The organism is Aneurinibacillus sp. XH2, assembly GCF_001439585.2.
Taxonomy (GTDB): Bacteria; Bacillota; Bacilli; order Aneurinibacillales; family Aneurinibacillaceae; genus Aneurinibacillus; species Aneurinibacillus thermoaerophilus.
On the sequence record NZ_CP014140.1, the window covers coordinates 281,996 to 303,762 of the forward strand.

General features: G+C 47.1%; 24 protein-coding genes and 1 pseudogene. All 25 read left to right on the top strand.

Annotated features, from left to right (window positions below; translation table 11 throughout):
* Positions 1–180 precede the first annotated feature (180 nt).
* Positions 181–1,239, top strand: a complete 1,059-nt coding sequence (locus tag ACH33_RS01395; RefSeq protein WP_057897389.1) for an L-threonylcarbamoyladenylate synthase — start codon at positions 181–183, stop codon at positions 1,237–1,239.
* A gap of 170 nt (positions 1,240–1,409) precedes the next feature.
* Positions 1,410–1,973 carry a manganese efflux pump MntP gene (locus ACH33_RS01400; RefSeq protein ID WP_057897390.1) on the top strand — a complete coding sequence of 188 codons (564 nt, stop codon included), beginning with the start codon at positions 1,410–1,412 and terminating at the stop codon, positions 1,971–1,973.
* 11 nt (positions 1,974–1,984) lie between these two features.
* Entirely contained in the window at positions 1,985–2,734 is a 750-nt protein-coding gene (locus ACH33_RS01405; protein WP_057897391.1) for a ZIP family metal transporter, read from the top strand.
* A 33-nt stretch (positions 2,735–2,767) separates the two neighbouring features.
* Complete coding sequence (locus tag ACH33_RS01410) at positions 2,768–2,986, top strand: transposase (RefSeq protein WP_257721583.1); 219 nt, start codon at positions 2,768–2,770, stop codon at positions 2,984–2,986.
* A 7-nt stretch (positions 2,987–2,993) separates the two neighbouring features.
* A complete protein-coding gene (locus ACH33_RS19960; RefSeq protein ID WP_236781940.1) occupies positions 2,994–3,311 on the top strand; it encodes a helix-turn-helix domain-containing protein in 318 nt (105 codons plus the stop codon).
* A pseudogene (gene tnpB, locus ACH33_RS01415) lies at positions 3,205–4,098 on the top strand (IS200/IS605 family element RNA-guided endonuclease TnpB). The gene ACH33_RS19960 and the pseudogene tnpB overlap by 107 nt, the downstream one beginning before the upstream one ends.
* A gap of 227 nt (positions 4,099–4,325) precedes the next feature.
* A complete protein-coding gene (locus ACH33_RS01420; RefSeq protein ID WP_057897392.1) occupies positions 4,326–5,027 on the top strand; it encodes a low molecular weight protein arginine phosphatase in 702 nt (233 codons plus the stop codon).
* Positions 5,028–5,132: 105 nt separating this feature from the next.
* On the top strand, positions 5,133–6,422 hold the full coding sequence (locus ACH33_RS01425) for a methyl-accepting chemotaxis protein (protein WP_057897393.1): 1,290 nt from the start codon (positions 5,133–5,135) through the stop codon (positions 6,420–6,422).
* 2 nt (positions 6,423–6,424) lie between these two features.
* Entirely contained in the window at positions 6,425–6,583 is a 159-nt protein-coding gene (locus ACH33_RS18995) for a hypothetical protein (RefSeq protein WP_156423981.1), read from the top strand.
* A gap of 114 nt (positions 6,584–6,697) precedes the next feature.
* On the top strand, positions 6,698–7,141 hold the full coding sequence (rpiB, locus tag ACH33_RS01430; protein ID WP_057897394.1) for a ribose 5-phosphate isomerase B: 444 nt from the start codon (positions 6,698–6,700) through the stop codon (positions 7,139–7,141).
* Between the two features lie 54 nt (positions 7,142–7,195).
* Positions 7,196–7,750, top strand: coding sequence for a TIGR01440 family protein (locus tag ACH33_RS01435; RefSeq protein ID WP_057900204.1), 555 nt, complete (start codon positions 7,196–7,198; stop codon positions 7,748–7,750).
* Positions 7,751–7,852: 102 nt separating this feature from the next.
* Entirely contained in the window at positions 7,853–9,103 is a 1,251-nt protein-coding gene (gene glyA, locus ACH33_RS01440; protein WP_057897395.1) for a serine hydroxymethyltransferase, read from the top strand.
* A gap of 185 nt (positions 9,104–9,288) precedes the next feature.
* The gene (gene upp, locus ACH33_RS01445) at positions 9,289–9,918 is read left to right on the top strand and encodes a uracil phosphoribosyltransferase (protein WP_057897396.1); all 630 of its coding nucleotides are present in this window, start codon (positions 9,289–9,291) and stop codon (positions 9,916–9,918) included.
* A 36-nt stretch (positions 9,919–9,954) separates the two neighbouring features.
* A complete protein-coding gene (gene wecB / locus ACH33_RS01450) occupies positions 9,955–11,076 on the top strand; it encodes a non-hydrolyzing UDP-N-acetylglucosamine 2-epimerase (protein WP_175493582.1) in 1,122 nt (373 codons plus the stop codon).
* Positions 11,077–11,214: 138 nt separating this feature from the next.
* On the top strand, positions 11,215–11,967 hold the full coding sequence (locus ACH33_RS01455; protein ID WP_057897398.1) for a CsxC family protein: 753 nt from the start codon (positions 11,215–11,217) through the stop codon (positions 11,965–11,967).
* A 280-nt stretch (positions 11,968–12,247) separates the two neighbouring features.
* Complete coding sequence (locus tag ACH33_RS01460; protein ID WP_139184948.1) at positions 12,248–12,781, top strand: hypothetical protein; 534 nt, start codon at positions 12,248–12,250, stop codon at positions 12,779–12,781.
* A gap of 74 nt (positions 12,782–12,855) precedes the next feature.
* On the top strand, positions 12,856–15,675 hold the full coding sequence (locus tag ACH33_RS01465) for a phosphodiester glycosidase family protein (protein ID WP_082705834.1): 2,820 nt from the start codon (positions 12,856–12,858) through the stop codon (positions 15,673–15,675).
* A gap of 192 nt (positions 15,676–15,867) precedes the next feature.
* A complete protein-coding gene (locus tag ACH33_RS01470) occupies positions 15,868–17,085 on the top strand; it encodes an acetyl-CoA C-acetyltransferase (protein WP_057897401.1) in 1,218 nt (405 codons plus the stop codon).
* Positions 17,086–17,318: 233 nt separating this feature from the next.
* Positions 17,319–17,537: an AtpZ/AtpI family protein gene (locus tag ACH33_RS01475; RefSeq protein WP_057897402.1), complete on the top strand. Its 219-nt coding sequence runs from the start codon at positions 17,319–17,321 to the stop codon at positions 17,535–17,537.
* Between the two features lies 1 nt (position 17,538).
* Positions 17,539–17,916, top strand: a complete 378-nt coding sequence (locus ACH33_RS01480) for an ATP synthase subunit I (protein WP_057897403.1) — start codon at positions 17,539–17,541, stop codon at positions 17,914–17,916.
* Positions 17,917–17,980: 64 nt separating this feature from the next.
* Positions 17,981–18,736, top strand: a complete 756-nt coding sequence (gene atpB / locus ACH33_RS01485) for a F0F1 ATP synthase subunit A (protein WP_082706144.1) — start codon at positions 17,981–17,983, stop codon at positions 18,734–18,736.
* Between the two features lie 77 nt (positions 18,737–18,813).
* Positions 18,814–19,035, top strand: coding sequence for a F0F1 ATP synthase subunit C (gene atpE, locus ACH33_RS01490; RefSeq protein ID WP_043067557.1), 222 nt, complete (start codon positions 18,814–18,816; stop codon positions 19,033–19,035).
* 116 nt (positions 19,036–19,151) lie between these two features.
* Positions 19,152–19,637, top strand: a complete 486-nt coding sequence (gene atpF / locus ACH33_RS01495; RefSeq protein WP_057897405.1) for a F0F1 ATP synthase subunit B — start codon at positions 19,152–19,154, stop codon at positions 19,635–19,637.
* On the top strand, positions 19,634–20,173 hold the full coding sequence (locus ACH33_RS01500) for a F0F1 ATP synthase subunit delta (RefSeq protein ID WP_057897406.1): 540 nt from the start codon (positions 19,634–19,636) through the stop codon (positions 20,171–20,173). Before atpF ends, ACH33_RS01500 begins: the two co-directional genes overlap by 4 nt.
* 21 nt (positions 20,174–20,194) lie before the next feature.
* The gene (gene atpA / locus ACH33_RS01505; RefSeq protein WP_057897407.1) at positions 20,195–21,706 is read left to right on the top strand and encodes a F0F1 ATP synthase subunit alpha; all 1,512 of its coding nucleotides are present in this window, start codon (positions 20,195–20,197) and stop codon (positions 21,704–21,706) included.
* The last annotated feature ends 61 nt before the right edge of the window (positions 21,707–21,767 follow it).

The following is a 21,767-nucleotide window of genomic DNA, read 5'->3' on the forward strand; positions in this document are numbered from 1 at the left end:
TCTATGCGGCGGAGTTTTTTCTTTTTTATTTTCTCTATAAGAAAGCATTATACACAATGAATCGAATTATAATTATCCACAAATTATTCACATCATGTGGATATGTTGTTTATTGCAAACGGAAAAAAGAGCAGGTATAACTAAAAAAAGAGCATAATTAGCAGAATTGAGGGTTATTCAATGAAACAAGAAACGAAGTACTGGAATGTGGATAAGTTTGTGGATGGATTAGAAAATTATCCACAAGTTCGCGAGGCGGCGTTGCTTTTGCGGCAAAATGAACTTATTGCTTTTCCTACAGAGACAGTATATGGACTCGGCGGTAATGGACTCGTGGATAAGACGGTGGAAAAGATATACATAGCCAAGGGACGACCGAGCGATAATCCACTGATTCTTCATATTGCCGAGCGCAAACAACTGGGCGAGCTTGTATCCGAGATTCCACCGCTAGCGGAAGCATTAATGGAGGCGTTTTGGCCAGGACCGCTGACCATTGTATTTCCTAAACAGCTTGGTGTGGCAATGCGGGCGTCTGCAGGGCTCAATACAATAGCGATCAGGATGCCGGATCATCCGCTTGCGTTGGCACTTATCCGCGCTTCAGGTTTGCCGATTGCAGCGCCGAGCGCCAACCTTTCTGGTCGTCCAAGCCCTACGACGGCGCAGCATGTACTGGAAGATTTAGATGGCCGAATTGCGGGCGTTCTGGACGGAGGATCGACCGGCATCGGTGTGGAATCGACCGTAGTGGATGTTACGGGAGATGTGCCGATGATTCTCAGACCAGGTGGGGTAACGGCCGAACAAATTGCTGAGATTACGGGCGAAGTGAGGATGGATCCGGGAATTCTGGAAGAAGGTGTGGCTCCGAAATCACCGGGAATGAAATATCGCCACTATGCGCCTGCAGGAGACATGAGATTAGTAAAAGAAAATAGTGTGGAAGAGATGGTACGGCGCATTCGGAAGTTGGCGCACGAAGCCCAAGCGCAGGGTAAAAAAGTGGGGATTCTTGCTACGGCGGAGTCTAAATTATGTTACGGCGAAGACTATGTAGTCATTGCTTGCGGAAAGCGCAGTGACTTGATTAGCGTAGCCCGTCATCTTTATGATGCGCTGCGCCGTTTTGATCAGGAGGGAGTGGATATGATTTTTTCTGAAACGTTTCCGGAAAGCGGCGTTGGTGCAGCGATTATGAACCGCCTGGCAAAGGCGGCAGGCGGCCGTTATCTATAGCGTTTCGCTTCCCCGCATATCCTGTCCGTTTCCGCATATCTTGTCTATATACATCATCTTTTGAAATTTTGAAATTTCGACATTGGTTTTGTGGTAAGAGACTCCACCTCTTCCTCAAGTATCGAAAGGTCAAAAGCTATGTATATAATATAAGGAGGATGTATGTGGACATGGGATGGGGAGCGTTGCAGTGGGGGGAACTAATTACGGTTTTAATGATTGGGGTTGCGCTGGGCATGGATGCTTTTTCGCTTGGCGTAGGCATGGGAATGGGCGGTATACGTCTTTTGACGATCGCAAAAGTTAGTATAACGATCGGCGTGTTTCATATTATCATGCCACTTATCGGCATTGCCTTTGGCATTTTTTTGACTTCGTATGTCGGCTATATTGCCGTCTATATCGGCGGTCTCATTCTTGTCGTGTTGGGACTGCATATGTTGTGGAATTGTTTTTTTGATGGCGAAGAGAAAAGTCCTATCTTAAAAAAAACATTCTGGGGCCTTTTGTTGTTTAGTTTTAGTGTCAGCTTAGATGCGTTATCGGTTGGGCTTTCATTTGGTCTGTTTCGCGTTAACGTTGCGTTGGCCGTTTTGATTTTTGGCGTAACGAGTACGGTGCTGGCGGCAACCGGTCTTTTGCTTGGACGAAGGGTCGGAGGATGGTTCGGAGAGTACAGCGAGGTTTTTGGTGCGCTCATCTTGCTTGGATTTGGGCTTAAGTTTTTGCTGTAGAGGTCAGGCAGATGAGCGAACTTTTATTTATAAGCACACTTGCTGGCCTTACAACGGTTATCGGCGTGTTGATAACATTGTTTATTGGAACGCCAGGGCGTAAGCTGATGGCGTTTTACCTCGGGCTTTCCACCGGGATTATGGCCTTAGTTGTAGCGGTTGAATTATTGCCAGCCACCCTCTGGAAAGGAGAGGTATATGGCGCTTTTCTCGGAATGGTCATGGGGTTCATGTTGCTTAAGCTTCTCCATCATCTAATGGGCATGCGGAGTGCAGGTTCTGACAGCACTCAAGCCCGGCCGCGCCACAATGATGTGCAGGAGTGGAGGAGAGCCGGTTGGATGATGGCCGCGGCGCTCGCATTTCATCATGTGCCGGAAGGCATTGCGATTGGTGCCGGATTTCAGGCACACCATCATGCAGGAGTTATGATTGCTTTATCCATGTCATTGCACAACATTCCGGAAGGGATGGGATTGGCTGCTCCTTTTTTGCTTGGATGTATGCGGGAACGATGGATCTTGTTATTCGCTTTTTTTATCAGTTTATGTATTCCCGCGGGGGCGTGGATAGGCGGCTTTTATTTTACTTCCAGTCCTCAGGCTGTCACATTTGGTATGGCGTTCGCCGCCGGGGCGATGGTTTATCTTATTTGGAAAGAGCTTGGACCGGCCGGACTTAGAATGCATACGCTAAGCGCCCAGTTTGGCATGCTGGTTAGCCTGGTGGGGATGCTGCTGCTTCATATTTTTATGATTTAGCCGAGAACACTCGTGACTTCAGTCATGAGATGAATGGGCTTCGGACAAGGCGTGTCTTTTGACACGCCAATTGTCCGACATATGTTAACTTTGAAATCAATAAAAGCAAGGTTGCTATTTAAAGAGTTCCCCCAGTTAAAAAAGAAACTATGGGGAGGGGATCTTTGGAATCCATCCTACTTTGTGGCAACGGCTAGCGAACATACAGAAACGCAGATACGACAATACATTCAAAATCAGAAAGTGAGGTGAAAAGACAATGGTAGTCAATAAAGCATACAAATTCCGTATCTATCCAAACAAAGAACAAGAAGTCTTAATCGCTAAAACGATGGGATGTAGTCGATTTGTGTTTAACTACTTCTTAGCAAAGTGGAACGAAACGTACAAAGCAACAGGCAAAGGGTTGTCATATGGAGCCTGTTGTTCTGAATTGCCGAATCTGAAAAAAATTACCTTGGCTAAAAGAAGTGGACAGCATCGCCATTCAGTCGTCAGTAAAAAATCTTGCCGATGCTTACTCACGATTTTTCAAGAAACAGAACGATGCACCACGTTTCAAAAGCAAAAAGAATAAGGTTCAGTCTTATACAACGAAACACACCAACGGAAATATTGCGATTGTAGAAAACAAAATTAAACTTCCGAAGCTTGGGCTTGTTCGTTTTGCGAAATCAAGAGAAGTGGAAGGTCGGATTTTACATGCTACGATTAGACGCAATCCTTCTGGTAAATACTTTGTCTCTATCTTGGTTGAAAACGATGTACAACCATTGCCGAAAACAAACAGCGAAGTTGGAATTGATGTTGGCCTCAAAGACTTTGCTGTTCTTTCGACAGGTGAAGTGTTCGAGAATCCAAAATTTCTACGGAGTATGGAGCAAAAACTCAAACGCGCTCAACGCATTCTTTCTAGACGTATGAAAGGTTCTTCAAATTGGAATAAGCAACGGATGAAGGTTGCCCGAATCCATGAACGTATTGCAAATGCTCGAGAAGACTACTTGCAAAAGATTTCAACCAACGCATATTGTCAAAAACCACGACATGATTGCGATTGAAGATTTGCAAGTGTCTAATATGATGAAGATCATAAACTTGCCAAAGCGATTAGTGAAGTGTCTTGGTATCAATTCAGAACGATGCTTGAATATAAAGCAAAGTGGTATGGTCGCACTGTTGTTGTCGTAGGCAAAACCTTTGCTTCCTCTCAGATCTGTTCATGTTGCGGATACCAAAACAAAGAAGTTAAAAATCTTACCTTGCGACAATGGGAATGCCCGGAATGCAATACTTCCCATGACCGCGATGTAAACGCAAGTTTGAATATTCTTGCCGAAGGCAAAAGACGACTATCTGCATAATTGCAGGAACTGCGGAGATAGCTTGGGGTACATCATGTACTAATTCTGCTCGGTAGAGCGGGCTAGTCAAGAATCTCGTGGCTTTAGCCATGAGAGGTTCAAATGACTTATTAGGAAAGAGGAAAGGTAAGATAATATAGAGAAGAAACTTTTCCTGCGATCTTGCAATTTCATGGCGTTCGGAAAACAATGGAGGAGAAAAGCGGGAAAGAAAGGAGAGGAATTGAATGCGCATTTTGTTTATTTGTACCGGAAACACCTGCCGCAGTCCGATGGCAGAAAAAATATTCAAAAAATTGGCTGCGGAACGGGGAGTGAAAGCGGAAGCAAAATCAGCAGGCTTGTTCGCCGTGCAAGGTTCGGCCGCTTCTCCCAATGCTGTAAAGGTTCTTGAGAAGAAAGGAATCGAAGAAGAACATACTTCACAGACGGTCAATGAGGACTTGCTGCGATGGGCCGACCTTATCGTAACAATGACGGAATCCCATAAACATACATTAATACAACGATACCCTGAATTCCAGGGGAAAGTACACACGCTTAAGGAATATACGGATACTTCAGAGAGCGCCCGGAAGAGGCTTCAAGAACTGAATCGTTTATATGAGCAATTGGAAGCCAAACAAACGCAATTCATGAAAGAACATTATGAAGAGATCAACAAGCTTGAGGAAGAATATCAGCAACTTTATCATAAACTGGAACTCGTGCGCGAGAAGCTGGATAATTGGAAAGAGAAAATGATGCAGGCAACGGCCGAGGAACGTAATCAAATCGCGATTCTTGAAAGCCAGAAGCCTGATTATGATATTGTTGATCCGTTCGGTGGAACGTTGGAGACATATGAAAAGTGCGCTCAGGAAATCGAAGAGTCACTTATACGCTTGCTTGACATGATTGAAAAAATACGAAATTTTCATCGTAAATAAATACAAATTTAGTCAATAACTGCCCTGCTTCTATCCGATAATAATAAATAATAGGGGCAATGCAATAGATGTAATGCGTTTCTTATAATTGCAGGGGGGAGCAGTATGGACAAGAAGCGGACTTATTCGTTTAGTTTGGAAAAAAAGCTTGTGTTAGGGATTGGTGCTTTGTCCACCGTTACGTACGGCACAAGTGCATTTTTTATTTTTGTGTTAAGCGATTATGCGACTCACATCATCCCGCATTGGATGTTTACGCTGTTGACGCTCGTGCTAGGTGTGCTCTGGTCCTGCATATTTGGGTGGATGGTAGCACGTTGGATTTCGAAACCAATTGTAGAGTTAGAGCAGGCCGCTGCGCGCGCTTCCGCAGGCGATTTGCGAGTAGAAATCAAAGAGCCAAAATCAGACGATGAAATCGCGGCTCTTTCTCATTCATTTGCTTTAATGATTACCAATTTGCGAACCATGATTAAAGATATCGATCTTTCATCCGAGCATGCAGCAAAGAGCGTAAATGAATTAACTGCTGCATCTGAACAGGCTGCAGTGCAAATTGAGCAAATTAGCGTTACGATGGATCAAATTGCGCGCGGCGCTGAAAGTCAGGCACGGCATACAAAGACGATGGCGGAGTCGGTGGAGGCGGCGGGAGAATTAAGCCGAGAAGCGAATGAATACGCTGAACATTCTCGCAAATTGTCACAGCAAATGCTCACGACGCTTACAGAAAGCAGTAAAGTCGTGGAATCGCTTGTAGAGGGAATGCACAAGTTAGCGAAAGAAAACCAACATTCTATTCAGACCGTCCGCAGATTGGAGCAGAATGCGGCACAGATCGGCAGCATTACGCGAGTAGTAAGCGAGTTGGCCGGACAGACCAATTTGTTGGCACTGAATGCTAGTATTGAAGCGGCCCGGGCTGGTGAGCATGGAAAAGGGTTTGCCGTCGTGGCGGATGAGGTAAGACAACTTGCGGATGAAAGCGGCAAAGCGGCTGCGAATATTACTGCGCTTATTGAACAGATGCAGCGTGAAGTAGCGAATGCAGTAAAGCAAATTGAAGAACAAGTAACGATTGCGGATGCAGAGTCAGAACGAGGGGAACAAACGACGGAAGCGTTGCGAAATATCGCCGGTTCCGTACATGAAGTGGTAGCTTCCGTGGAACATATTGCGTCTCTTATCGAAAAACAGAGTGAAAACATGAAAGTAATGATGCAGCACGCTCGCAATGTGGCCAAGGTAGCAAATGAAACGTCGCATGGCGCAGAGGTCATTTATCAGGCGACGCAGGATCAAACAGCATTTATGGAGGAAGTGGCGGCTGCGGGTCAGGTATTGCGCACACAATCGGAACAGTTGAAGGAGCATGTAGCGAAATTCCAGATATAAGAGTGGAAAAAGGACTCGTGGGCATTGCCCGCGAGTTTTTCTTGTGTTACGAAAACCGGGATGTCGAAGCAGGAAATAAAATGCTGTCGATTTCCCGGGAAACATTTAGGCAGATGTCGACAAAAGAAACGCTTTATTTCCGAACAATTTATGATGTATAATCAAAAATGTACAGGTTTTTCATATTGCGTTCGAAATATCCTCTATGCATTTGCTCCGAATCGGGTATAATACATAGGAGATGGAAAGGATACACAGAAACGGAGGAGTCATACGTGAGAGTTGCGATTGCTGCTGACCACGGCGGTTACGCATTGAAGGAAGAAATCAAGAAGTATCTTGAATCAGCAGGTATTGAATATGAAGATTTTGGTTGTAACTGCGAAGATTCTGTCGATTATCCAGACTATGCCCTTCCGGTTGCTGAGAAGGTAGCAGCGGGAGAATTTGATCGCGGGATTCTTATCTGCGGTACCGGTATTGGTATGTCCATTGCCGCGAACAAGGTGAAAGGCATTCGCTGTGCGCTGGTGCACGACTGCTTCACCGCAAAGGCGACGCGCGAGCATAACGACTCCAATATTCTCGCAATGGGTGCGCGTGTAATCGGGTCAGGATTGGCGCTCGAAATTGCGAAAATTTGGCTCGAAACTGAATTTTCTGGCGGGCGTCATCTGCGTCGGATAGAGAAAATTAAAGAAATTGAGGAGAAATATTGATTGTTACCATCCGTTCTGATAAAGGCAGCGTGAAGACCTGTGAATGTAGAAAAAATGAAGCAAGACCTTACTTTGATTCTGGAAGATTTGCTGATGGTCAGGCCGCTTGGTGAAAGGCATGTCCTTGTATTTGGAACCAGCACGAGTGAAATTATTGGCAAACAGATTGGATCGGCAGGCAGCGAAGAAGTAGCGGCTGCGCTGTATGAAGCGATTGAAGATACGCGCAAGAAGTTCGGATTTTCCGTCGCGTTCCAGTGTTGTGAGCATTTAAACCGGGCGCTTGTGGTAGAGAAGGAAACAGCCGAGCGCTTCGGCTGGTCTGAAGTCACTGTTGTTCCTGTTCCCAAAGCGGGTGGAGCGATGGCGGCTTGTGCGTTTCGAAAAATGCGGAACGCCGTTGTCGTGGAGTCGATTCAGGCTGATGCTGGCGTTGATATTGGTGATACGTTCATCGGCATGCATTTAAAACCGGTGGCTGTACCGGTACGTCCTCGTATTAGACAAATTGGGGAAGCGCACGTAACGATGGCCGTTACGCGTCCGAAACTAATCGGGGGAGCGCGCGCGGTGTATGAACGCACCTCGCTAGAAGAAAACTGTCATTAACAATACCTACTATTTTTAATATTTGTCATTCGTCCAATGATTTCAAATCGCAAAAGGATGGTGACTGATTAAGCCAATTGTATAATAGGAGGAGAAGAGAGGATGCTAGAACAAGTGAAAAAGCATGATCCGGAAGTAGCGGAAGCGATTAGATTGGAGCTGAGCCGCCAGCGTTCAAAAATCGAACTTATCGCTTCCGAGAACTTTGTCAGTGAAGCGGTTATGGAAGCGATGGGTACGGTACTAACGAACAAATACGCAGAAGGTTATCCGGGTAAGCGTTACTATGGCGGATGCGAATATGTGGATATTGTTGAGAATTTGGCGCGCGACCGTGCGAAGCAACTGTTCGGGGCTGAACATGCCAATGTGCAACCTCACTCTGGCGCACAGGCAAATATGGCGGTATATTTTGCATTCTTGAAGCCCGGAGATACTGTGCTAGGCATGAATCTTTCCCATGGAGGCCACTTAACGCATGGAAGCCCGGTCAACTTCTCGGGTACTTTGTATAACTTTGTGGAATACGGTGTGGACAAAGACACACAGGTGCTTGATTATGAAGATGTCCGCAGAAAAGCGGAAGAACATAAGCCGAAAATGATTGTAGCGGGCGCAAGCGCCTATCCACGCGTCATTGACTTTGCAAAACTGCGCGAGATCGCCGATAGTGTGGGGGCATACCTGATGGTGGATATGGCGCATATTGCGGGTCTTGTAGCGACTGGTCATCATCCAACCCCGGTGCCGTATGCCGATTTTGTGACGACGACGACGCACAAAACGCTCCGCGGTCCGCGCGGTGGTATGATTTTGTGCAAAGAGGCATACGCAAAAGCAATCGACAAAGCGGTATTCCCTGGTATTCAAGGCGGTCCGCTGATGCATGTTATCGCAGCCAAAGCGGTGGCTTTTGGTGAAGCGTTGAAGCCGGAATTTAAAGAGTATTCCGCACGCATTATCGCCAACGCGAAACAGTTGGCTGAATCATTGAAAGCCGAAGGTTTCAATCTGATCTCCGGAGGCACAGACAACCACCTGATTTTGATCGACGTGCGTAATATGAACCTGACAGGTAAAGACGCTGAGCACTTACTGGACGAAGTAGGTATTACATGCAATAAGAACACCATTCCGTATGACCCGGCAAGTCCGTTTGTGACGAGCGGTATCCGTATCGGTACGCCTGCGGTTACAAGCCGCGGTTTTGATGAAGAAGCAATGAAAGAAATTGCTGCGATTATGGCGCTATGCCTGAAAAATCCGCAGGATGGAACGAAACAGGAAGAAGCACGACAACGTGTCGTTGCTCTCTGCGAAAAATTCCCGATGTATCCGCACCTAGAAATTTAAGTTTACACATGCGAAAAGGGATGGAGTGTTTGCTTCATCCCTTTTAATTGTTAATAAATTGCCTCGTTGGATTTCCTTTTCACAGATGCATCTCCAATTCCAGTCTGCTATAATATAACGCAGTGCAAAAAGCAGTCAACAGTAATCAGACTTTTTTTATGTTATGCAGACAGGAGGCTTCCCTGATGGGTAAAGTATACGTATTAGACCATCCATTAATTCAACATAAGCTCTCATACATTCGTGATAAGCGTACAGGTACGAAGGAGTTTCGTGAACTGGTTGATGAAGTCGCGATGTTGATGGCGTATGAAATCACGCGCGATATGCCGCTTAAGGAGATCGAAATCGAAACGCCGGTTACAACCTGTAAAACAAAAGTGATCGCTGGTAAAAAAGTAGGTCTTGTTCCGATTTTGCGAGCTGGTCTCGGTATGGTAGATGGCATGCGCAAGCTCATCCCTGCGGCCAAGGTGGGACACGTTGGCTTGTATCGCGATCCGGAAACGCTGGAGCCAGTTGAATATTACGTAAAACTCCCAACTGACATAAACGAACGTGAATTGATCGTCATCGATCCGATGCTTGCTACAGGTGGTTCTGCGGCTGCGGCGGTTACCGCTTTGAAAAACCGCGGTGCGCAAAACATGAAACTTATGTGCCTGATTGCCGCGCCGGAGGGCATCGAAAAATTCCAACAAATTCACCCGGAAATCGACATTTATGTGGCTGCGGTAGACGAAAAGCTGGACGACCATGGCTACATTGTTCCGGGCCTTGGAGATGCTGGAGACCGCTTGTTCGGTACAAAGTAATACAAATGAGGTGAAATCTTGGTCACAAAGAAAATTATGACCGTGTTTGGCACACGGCCGGAAGCGATAAAAATGGCGCCGCTTGTCCATGAATTGCAGTGTCATGAAGAACTGGAACCATTTGTTTGCGTAACGGCCCAGCACAGACAGATGCTGGATCAGGTGCTTGATATTTTTTCAATTACGCCCGACACGGATCTTAATGTAATGAAAGAACGTCAGACGCTTACACAGATTACAACCCGTGTTCTGGAAGGCCTTGATGAGGTTATGAAGGCAGAAAAGCCGGATATGGTGCTTGTCCACGGCGATACAACGACGACATTCGCCGCCAGCCTGGCCGCGCTGTATAATCAGATTCCGGTGGGACACGTAGAAGCGGGTTTGCGCACATGGAATAAATATTCGCCGTATCCCGAAGAGATGAACAGGCAATTGACGGGAGTAATCTCTGATCTTCATTTTGCACCGACCGCTCAGGCGGCGGAAAACTTGAAGAAGGAAGATAAGAAAGACGATGCGATTTACATAACCGGGAACACGGTGATTGATGCTTTAAAAACAACGGTGCGCGAAGATTATACGCACCCAGTGCTGGAAGAGATGGCCGGCAAGAAGTTGGTACTCATGACGGCGCACCGACGCGAGAACCTAGGAGAGCCGATGGCGCGTATGTTCCGAGCGATTCGCCGTCTTGTGGACAAGCACCCGGACATTGCTGTCATATATCCTGTACACCTTAATCCGGTGGTTCAGGAAGCGGCTAACAAGTATTTGGGTGAACATGAACGCATTCGTCTGATTGCACCGCTGGACGTGGTGGACTTCCATAATTTTATGTCCCGCTCCTATTTGATTTTGACTGATTCCGGCGGTGTACAGGAGGAAGCGCCGGCTTTTGGCGTGCCTGTGCTTGTATTGCGTGACACGACGGAGCGCCCGGAGGGCATTGCGGCCGGCACCCTGAAGCTGGCTGGGACGGATGAGGAGACGATTTTTAGCTTGGCCGATGAATTGTTGACAAGCCGGGGAGCATACGAAAAAATGGCAAAAGCGGTCAATCCTTATGGAGACGGTGAAGCTTCCCGCCGTATTTGTGAAGCAATTCTTTACTATTTTGGATTGCGAGACAAAAAGCCAATGCCGTTTTTACCATAATATAGGACGTGCCCTGTCATAGGGCGCGCTTTTTTTGTTTATATAAAAAATCCACGTATGTCCTGGGTATTATGTCTATACAGAGTTCGTCCTGTCTCATAATATGCAGTATGTCAAATTTCAAGGGGGGAATTGGTAATGCCCATCAATTTCGATGAATCGGCTAGCGTAAATGAATGTGATGCGCGCGTGGTTCGACCTAACCTAACCAGGGGTAACCCCATTATCAAAGTTCCGGTGCTGTTACAGGAAGTATCGGTACAGTTGCCGATAAGAGCGCGTATTACGTTTCCAGAAGATGTGCTTGAAATCAAGAAAATCAAAAAGCGTGTAAAACTGACGCAATGCCGTCTGATCCAGCCGCGTATTCTGCCGGGCGAGGAACTGCGCGCCAAGTTGTTCCTGAGCGGTTTTGTGCGCAAGAATATTCAGTACGTAACACCTTCGGGTTCTCCGCGTGATGCGGTCGAAGTGCGCTCTGTTATTAATTCTCTGACGGTAGATGTTCCTTTCGATTGCGTAGCGGAAATTGCCGAATTCCTCACGCCACCGGTTGGCCCATTCTTCAATGTGCGCGAAGAATTTGATTTTCTGGTAGAACGGCCGCTGCCTCAGGGATTCCCATCCAAAGACCGCCTCATGTCTACGGACTTGTCGCAGTTCCATCAACAAAGCGTTGAATTCTTCAATGAGCAAGTCTTTTGTGAGCTAGTACGCGCTGATATTACCGAATGGGATGAAGCGCTTGATCGTGAGCCACTGCAAGGTGGCCCATTTGAAGAAGGGGTATTTAGGGAAATTATTCAAAAAATGGTGCTCGATCTTACCGTTAAAGTGCTGCAAAATCAGCAGGTGCACGTTAATGTTCCTCCAACTCCTCCCGAAGAATAATAGCCTGAAAGGCTGCGTTTAAACGGGTATACAGCTGGCTTCTCCGATAAAATAGGCGAACGAGGACAGGATTTCGTCTATATCCTGATGAATAGGAGAGAAAGGGGGGGCCAGCATGCTAGATAGTTACCGTCTTACTTCCACCATAAAGCAGCCGAAGAAAAAAAAACGGAAAAAGAAGAAGCGGAAACATTCGCTGAGGAAAAAAACCGCCGCTCTTTTTCCTGCTCAACAATATAGGGGGGGAGCGCATTCCTCATTTAGTGTATCGAGAGGAAGCATGCATGCAATAAAAATTCCGGTGCTTATCGCGCGACAAAAGGTAGACATGAATATAGCGAAAACGATTTCGTTGCCCCACCGAGTGGAAGAAACGATAGACATTGAATGGGAAGTTTCATCGCTTTCTTGTCGCTTTTTACTCCCTTCCCGTTACTTGTTTGTTCACGGTATGCTTACGGCGGATATTCAATATGTGGCTGCTGATGAAGGTAGAAAGGTATACAGTCTGAAAACATCTATCCCTTTTCATAAAATTGAACCGATTGTGAAGGCGGATCGCCTCCGTCAGCCGAAGGTGGCAAGGAAAGCGGAATATTTTTTCCGGGAAAGTCCGGAAGTCGTGCAGCGCGAGTATTATGCTGTAAAGCATGAAGAGCCGATATGCGAATTGAATGCTGTGCATATTACATCGCTCGAACAGGTAAAAAAAGCCTCTCTATATTTGCAAATAAATGCTGTCTTGTTTTTCCGGATTTTTCAGTCCCGGCTTATGGAGGTACTTGCACCTGTAAATAAAAATGAATCTTTGTAGAAACATTCCCTGATTCGCGGCGTCTAAACTAATTGGGGAAAACATGACATTAATTTTTAGAAGAAAGGAGAAGGATGATGAAAAGTTACATAAGCAAGGTAATTGTCGCATTTGTGGCTGCACTTGCGTTCATTACCTTGCAGATGCCGTATCAGGGAATGGCTGCAGGCATGTCCCTACAGAAGCTGTCCGAATCTCCGCTCGGAGAGGGGACAACCCTTCTAAAATATCGGCTTGTAATTGGAGGAAAAGCTTCGAATGTTTTTGTTACAAAAGTCGATCTGAACAATCCATACACGGAAGTAGGGCCTATATATGGGACAAATGGAAAGCTTACGGTTCGACAAAATGTGAAAAAAATGGCCGATGAAAGAGGGGCTATTGCGGCGATTAACGCCGATTTTTTCCGCATGGACCGCAAAGGCGCTCCGTTTGGCATTGTGCTTGACCGGGGCAAGCTTGTGTCATCCATGGGGAAAATCAACAACTGGTACTCTTTTGGCCTGCTGAATGATAAGACCGCGATTGTATCTCATCTTGGATTCAAGGGCACAGTACAGGCGCCGGATGGGACAACCGCCATTATTCAGGGGGTCAACAAAGAAGAATACAATCCGACGAATGATAAAAGCCATTTAAACAAAATCAACCTGTATACCGCTGACTTTGGCTATACAAGCCTTGGCGCTATTAAGGGATACGAAGATGCTGTAGAGATTCTGGTGGTTAATGATCAGGTGAAAGATATGCGTGTCGGCAATCCGGTCGGTTATACAATTCCGCAGGGCGGATATGTTTTATGGGGACACGGGGTCGGCAAGCAATACTTGATGAGCCATTTTAAAGTTGGCGATCCGGTAAAGGTTACATTACAGACGACGACTGATTTTCCGATCGGTGACCGCGAATTATATAGCGCGGTGGGCGGACACATGTTGCTCGTGAAAAACGGACAAGCCTTGAGCAAAATTCCGTCTGATTATATTGGAGGATACCAGCCGCGCACCGCGTTCGGCGTATCGCAAGACGGCAAGACACTGTACATGGTTGTCGTGGAAGGCCCATCGAAAAGCCGTGGGGTTACGCTGGATGAATTGGCACAGTTAATGAAGCAACTTGGCGCCTACAACGCGGCGAACTTGGATGGCGGCGGTTCAACAACCATGGTGGCACGTTATCCGGGAGACACGCAGACGACGCTCCTAAATACGCCGAAGCTTGGCAGCAGCATGCGCGCCGTACCGACGGGTCTCGCCGTTTTCAATACCGCTCCTCCGGGAGAATTTGCGAACTTCCTGTTTACGACGGACGGTAAAACAATGCTTGGCAAACCGATTGCTATTACGGTGAAGGCATATGACAAACACTATAATCCGTATAAGCTGGACCCGGCCGAAATTACATGGACAGCGAATCCGGCAGACGGAACGTTTAATAAAAATGTATTCACACCAAAACGCAGCGGTACGATTACCATTACAGGCGAATACAAAGGCGTGAAGAAAAGTCTCAATCTGACGGTAGCAAGCCCGGAAGTAAAGGATGTTACGGATGTTATTGTTTCACCTTCGCCGCTGGCGTTGCGGTCAGGGGGAAAGATCGATTTCTCCGTTTCCCTTAAAACAAAAACCGGGCAGCTTATCCCGGCTTCTCCAAGTATGGTAAAAGCTTCGCTGACTCCGGGACTTGGCACATTGCAGGGTTTTACCATTACAGCAGGCCAGCAGAACAAAGCGGGCGAACTTGTTGTGACATACAAGAACATTATTCGTAAAGTGCCGGTGAGTGTAGGAACAAGATGGTCATTCTGGACCAATACGGATGATTTAACTTCATTAAGCTATACAACCATCCCAGCCTCTATTAGTGCGAATGGCTCCTTCCGCCAGACAATGGAAGGTGAACCGGTGAAAGCTTCCGGAAAAGCGTTGCGTCTGGAGTACAATTTTACAGGATCTTCCAATGTTGATATGCGTTTCGCTTATGGACGCTTCGGTTCGAAGCCACTCGTGCTACCGGGTAGGCCGATGGGCATGAAGATGTGGGTATATGGTGATAATAGCTTGCATTGGCTGCGCGCTGAGCTTGTGGATGCTAAAGGTAAAACTCATTATGTAGATTTGGCGAAGCAAGTCGATTGGACAGACTGGAAAGAGGTTACGGCAAGCTTCCCGGCCGATGTCGCGTATCCTGTTTCGCTTAAGAGCCTATATGTAGTGGATGAGGAAGATTCCACGCTGGAGACACAGGGCGTTATTTATTTCGATGAATTTTCGCTTGAATATCCTGCAGGCACCACGCCTGCTCCTCCTCCGCCGCCGGTCAAACCGGCGCCGGATGATGTCGGGTTTACGGATATTAAAGGACACTGGGCAGAACAGATATTGCTTGAGATGCATAAGAAAGGCATCGTCAGCGGGATTACGCCAACCAAGATGGGGCCATCTCTTCCTGTGACGCGCGGCCAATTTGTGACATTTATGGACCGAGCGTTTGGCTGGACAAAAGGCAAATCATCATCTGCTGCGTCGCCGTTTAGGGACAAGCTGCCGGACTACGCGAAAGCATCGATCCTTTCGGCGGTAGAGAAGAAAATTGTTGCCGGTTTTGACGATGGTACGTTTAAAGCGGATGCGCCGATTACCCGCGCTCAGATGGCTGTCATTATGCATAATGCCATTAAACAAGGATATGGCAACCCAGATAAGCCGGTTATTGCCCAGCCGTCGTATGGAGACGTTTCTGCATTTCCGCTCTATGCTGCGGAAAGCATTCGCTTTCTGTCAGAACGTGGGTACTTGAGCGGGGATAAAGACGGCAAATTCGGCCCGAATCGTACGGCGAACCGCGCTGAGTCCCTTGTTGTCATCGACCGAATGATGAAAAGCATGTAGCTCGGTTTGACAACAAGTTCTGGTGTAGATGATACGGCGCTTCTTCCTCCGCGCTTATGAATTTTTCTTATTTGATTTGTTGTCAAATTTATTATTAAATTCTTTCTCTTTGGCAGGAATCCACTTTTTTATCATCGAATATAGTACGGGTATGCAGTAGGTATGCAAAAAAGCGGAGGGAGAGTAGATGTCATGAGTAACAGAGATGTCGTGATTGTAAGTGCTGTCCGCACGCCGATTGGAAGCTTCATGGGGTCACTGAGCAACATTTCCGCAACCGAGTTAGGAGCGATTGCGATTAAAGAAGCGTTGAATCGCGCAGGTGTATCCGGCGATCAAGTAGATGAAGTAATCATGGGAAATATTCTGCAAGCTGGCCTCGGCCAAGGCCCAGCGCGTCAGGCTGCGATCAAAGCAGGTCTTCCACACGAAGTTCCTTCCATGACGATCAATAAATTATGTGGTTCCGGCTTAAAAGCTGTGCATCTTGCCGCGCAAAGCATTATGCTGGGAGATGCTGATATCGTGGTGGCCGGCGGTATGGAAAACATGAGCCTTGCGCCTTATCTACTGCCGAAAGCGCGTACAGGCTACCGCATGGGCGATCAGACAGTGGAAGACAGCATGCTGAAAGATGCTCTAATCTGCGCGTTTAATAGCTATCATATGGGCATTACGGCGGAAAACCTTGCCGAGAAATACGGCATCACGCGCGAAGAGCAAGATAGATTCGCCGCTTGGAGTCAGCAGAAGGCGGAAGCGGCCATGAAGAAAAACAAATTTGCCGATGAAATTGTGCCGGTGGAAATTCCGCAGCGCAAAGGGGCACCTATTCTGTTCGACAGAGACGAATTTCCGCGCGCAGGCGTAACGGTCGAGCAACTTGCTAAGCTGAAGCCGGCATTTAAAAAGGACGGAACGGTAACGGCAGGCAATGCGTCTGGCATCAACGATGGAGCCGCTGCGCTTGTACTCATGAGCCGTGAGCGCGCAGAACAATTGGGTGTTAAGCCGATGGCGGTTATCCGCGCCAATGCTAGCGCGGGTGTAGATCCGGCGATCATGGGGATCGGTCCGGTTCCAGCGACGAAAAAGGCGCTGGAAAAAGCCAGCCTGCTCATCGATGACATTGACCTAGTAGAAGCGAATGAAGCGTTTGCCGCCCAATCGCTGGCGGTTGGGCGTGAGCTTAACATTCCGGATGAGAAACTTAATGTCAACGGTGGGGCTGTGGCGCTTGGACATCCGGTTGGCGCGAGCGGCGCACGTGTGCTTGTAACGTTGCTTCATGAGATGAAACGTCGGGGCTCCCGTTACGGGCTGGCTACACTTTGTATTGGTGGTGGACAGGGTGTGGCAACGATCGTTGAAATGGAAAAAATTGAATCCTGTCAAGTAGAAAATAGATAAATACCACAATTTAACCGTATAAAACGTGTCGGTTTTGTCGAAAAAGTGACAATCCATTTGCATATTGTTGACAAACGATAAATGCTTAAGTACTATGGTTAGGGACAATAGATCATACATCGTTATGACACGTTGTTCCTAACCTTTTTCTTGAAAAAATCGATAGTTTATGTCGAATTTTTTTGTGGAAAGCTGGAAGTGTGTAAAAGCGAGTAACGAGAGGGGCACCGTGCGTGAAAGATAGGAAGAACGGACCTTTGCAAGCTTTTGCATTAGTTGGAACAATAGGGGTAGAACTTGCTACCTCTGTTATTTTTGGCTTCTGGGTCGGACGTGCGGTCGACAATTGGCTGAAAACCGAACCGTGGTTTATGCTTATCGGTTTATTGTTCGGCTTAGGGTTAGGGATTATGGGAGTTTTCTTTCTGGTGAAACAGTTCTTTGGAGAATAGCATGGAACCATTTACTTCATCAATTAAAACGATGGCCCGATACATATTTCTTCTGTTTACGGGTGTTGTCTTGTTGTGGCTATTTATGCCGCAGCGAGTATTTTTTCAAGGGTTAATTCTTGGGATGCTGGTCAGCATGGCAAACGGATTTATCCTTTTTGTGAAAACGCTACAGGCTGGAGATGTGGCGCTGCACCCCGGCAGGAGGATGAGAAGCGTAGGAATGCTGCCCCGTTTTTTGCTTGCGGGGTTTGCGGTATATGTCTCCTTTAGAATGCCACATATCTTTTCCTTCTACGGGGTGATTGTTGGGTTAATGACAGTTCCAGTCGTTACACTTCTATTCGCTATCTATCAATATTTATCCATACAAAAATAACGCGCTTACGAAAGGGGTGAATGAGAAGATGGAACACTACTCTCCAACCTTTGAGTTTTTGGGTATGACATTTGATATTCCTGTCATGCTTATGACTGTTTTGACTGCTGTCCTTGTATTTATTGTCGTTATGATTAGTACCAGAAACATGACGTCGGGCGTACCGAGAGGATGGCAAAACTTCTTTGAATGGGTCATTGATTTCGTTCGTGGAATTGCTGGCCAATTTATGGACGCAAAGACTAGCACCAAGTTTGTAACGCTAGCCTTAACTCTTTTCTTGTACATTTTTATCGGGAACCAGCTGGGGGTCATGGCCAACTTCAGCGTGCTGTATACTGAACCGAATCCGGCCCTGGGTATCACTCAGGAGGTCATCAATGAACATGGCCATGAAGTTGTACATGACGGAAAAACGGTAAAAGGTGTAACTGTGAACTGGTTCAAGTCACCGACCGCTTCTCCGAGCGTAACGTTCGGTTTGGCACTGATGGTGCTTCTCTACGCGCACTATCTGGGCATCAAGAAAGACCCGGCAGGTTATGTGAAACACTGGTTCCAACCGCATCCTTTGATGTTTATCCTGCATGTTATGGAAGAATTTATTATCAAGCCATTGACGCTCCCGCTCCGTCTTTTCGGTAACATTTTCGCGGGTGAGGTTCTGATTGCTTTTCTGCTTGCAGGTTCCGTTGCGGTTGTCAGCCTTCCGCTTATCGTTTGGTTAGGTTATTCCTTATTTGTTGGCACTATTCAGGCGTATATCTTTACAACATTAACTCTAGTGTACATTTCCCAAAAAGTTGTGGATGAACACTAATCTTTACTTTTGTTAATGAACCCTTTTAATCTTATAAAAATGCATGTTTTGATAATTTGCTGAGGAGGGAAATCATAATGGATTTCGCAATTGCATTAGGTTTAATTTTTGGTCTGGCCGCTGTTGGCGCAGGTATTGGTAACGGTCTTGTAGTTTCTCGTACTATTGAAGGTGTTGCTCGTCAACCGGAAGCACGCGGTGGTCTGATGGGTCTGATGTTCCTTGGTCTTGGTCTGGTAGAGGCGGTTCCGATTATCGCAGTTGCTATCGGTTTCATGCTGTTCGGACGTCTCGGCTAATAGGTAAAGAAAACGTTCAGCAATTGGATATTTTTATCGGGGCGAGGGCCGTTATCCTTCGCCTTCCTTTTGTACCTAAGTGAATTCTCCTGCTACAGGAAAGGAGTTGACGGACTGTGTTACCTCAATTAGGCACGCTGCTATTCCAAGTGGTTGTGTTTTTAATTCTTCTGGCGCTTGTTTCCAGGTTTGCAATGAAGCCGGCAATGTCGGTACTGCAAAAACGCCAGGAACATATCGAAGGACAAATCGCGGCTGCTGAGAAAGCGAATGCGGAAGCGCAAGCCCTTTTAAAACAGCAGCAGGCTGAACTTAAAAAGGTGCGTGAAGAAGCGCAGAGCATTTTAGAAACGAAGAAAAAGCAAGCGGAGGACGAAGCGGAGCAAATCATCGCCGCAGCTCAAGAGCGCGCGGAGCGCATGGTTGAAGAGGCGAAGCTGGAAATCAACCGCGAAAAGGAAAAAGCGCTTGCTTCTGTACGCGATCAAGTAGCGGGTCTTTCCGTGCTTCTTGCTTCTAAAATTATTGAAAAAGAAATGTCGCAAGCAGAACAGCAAGATACGATTGAACAGTTTATGAGACAGGTGGGCGGTCAAGTATGAGTGCTGTTGCAAAGCGCTATGCCCGCGCCCTCTATGAAGTAGCCAGTGAAAAACAGGCAGTCGAAACAATGGAAAACGAACTTATCCAGATTACGGATATCATTAAAGGAAATGATGAGTTGAACATGCTTTTGGCTCATCCGAAAGTGACAGCCGATGAAAAGAAGGAAATGGTGAATGCTTTGTTTGCCGGTAAAATTTCTGACATCGCGCTGAACTTTGTTCATATTCTTATTGAGCGGGGACGTGAAGACGAACTGAACGACGTCCTCAAGCACTTCACGGAGCTCTCCAACGAGGCGCGCGGCATTGCTGACGCGACAGTCACTACCGCAAAACCGTTGACAGAAGCTGAAGTGCAAAAGATCGCTGAACAATTCGGACAAAAATTAAATAAAAAGCTGCGTGTAACGACAAAGGTCGATCCTTCCATTATCGGCGGCATGATTGTTCGCATCGGTGACCGCCTCTATGATGGTAGCATCAAAGGAAAGCTGGCTCGCTTTACGCAGCAAATTAAGCAAGCCCAAGTATGATAGATAGGGGTGAACCATAAGGTGAGTGCAATCAGACCAGATGAAATTAGCTCTCTGATTAAACAACAGATTGAAAAATATAAATCTGACATCCAGGTTGTGGATGTGGGCACTGTTATCCAGGTTGGTGACGGTATCGCGCGCGTTCATGGTTTGCAAAACGTTATGGCCGGTGAGCTCGTTGAGTTCCAGAACGGTGTAATGGGGCTGGCGCAAAACCTTGAAGAAGATAATGTAGGTGTCGTTATCCTTGGTCCGTATACAGAAATCCGTGAAGGCGACGAAGTAAAGCGCACAGGTCGCATCATGGAGGTTCCGGTAGGAGAAGCGCTGCTCGGCCGCGTTGTGAATCCGCTCGGTCAGCCGCTGGATGGTCTGGGCCCGATTGAAACAACTGAATTCCGTCCGATCGAAAGCCCGGCGCCCGGCGTTATGGCACGTAAATCCGTACATGAGCCGCTGCAAACAGGTATCAAAGCGATCGACGCGATGATCCCGATCGGCCGTGGTCAGCGTGAGTTGATTATCGGTGACCGCCAAACGGGTAAAACAGCCATCGCTTTAGATACAATCATTAACCAAAAAGGCAATGGCATGATTTGTATCTATGTCGCAATCGGCCAGAAGCAATCCACGGTTGCAGGTGTGGTGGAAACGCTCCGCCAGCATGGCGCCCTTGAATATACGATCGTTGTATCGGCTACAGCGTCCGATCCGGCTCCGCTGCTTTATCTTGCTCCGTACGCGGGCGTAGCGATGGGCGAGTACTTCATGTATAAAGGCGGACATGTACTGTGTGTTTATGACGACCTTTCCAAACAGGCAGCAGCATACCGCGAACTTTCGCTGTTGCTTCGTCGTCCGCCGGGTCGTGAAGCGTATCCGGGTGACGTATTCTATTTGCACAGCCGCTTACTGGAGCGCGCAGCTAAGTTGAGCGACGATCTTGGCGGCGGTTCTCTGACTGCGCTGCCGTTCATTGAAACACAGGCAGGTGACGTATCTGCATACATTCCTACGAACGTAATTTCGATTACGGATGGTCAAATTTTCCTTGAATCGAACCTGTTCCACTCCGGTCAACGTCCGGCGGTTAACACAGGTATCTCAGTATCGCGTGTAGGTGGTGCCGCGCAAATTAAAGCAATGAAGAAAGTTGCCGGTTCTCTGAAGCTTGACATGGCGCAATACCGCGAGCTGCAAGCGTTCGCCCAGTTCGGTTCTGACCTTGACAAAGCAACGCAAGCGCGTCTGGCGCGCGGTGAGCGCACGGCTGAAATTCTGAAGCAAGGTCAGTTCGAACCGATGCCGGTTGAGAAGCAAGTTGTTTCTATTTATGCGGTTACGCGCGGCTTCATGGACGACATTCCGGTAGCAGACGTACGCCGCTTTGAAAAAGAACTGCTTGCTTATATCGAACATAACAAAAAAGAAATCTTCGACACGATTGTGAACACGAAAGAGTTACCACCAGAAGATCAATTGAACGCAGCCATTGAAGAGTTCAAGAAGACGTTCGTAACTTCTGAGTAATTCGTATGTTGTATAAACGAAAGAAGCTTTATTTAGATGAAGGATAAAGGTGGTGAACAAT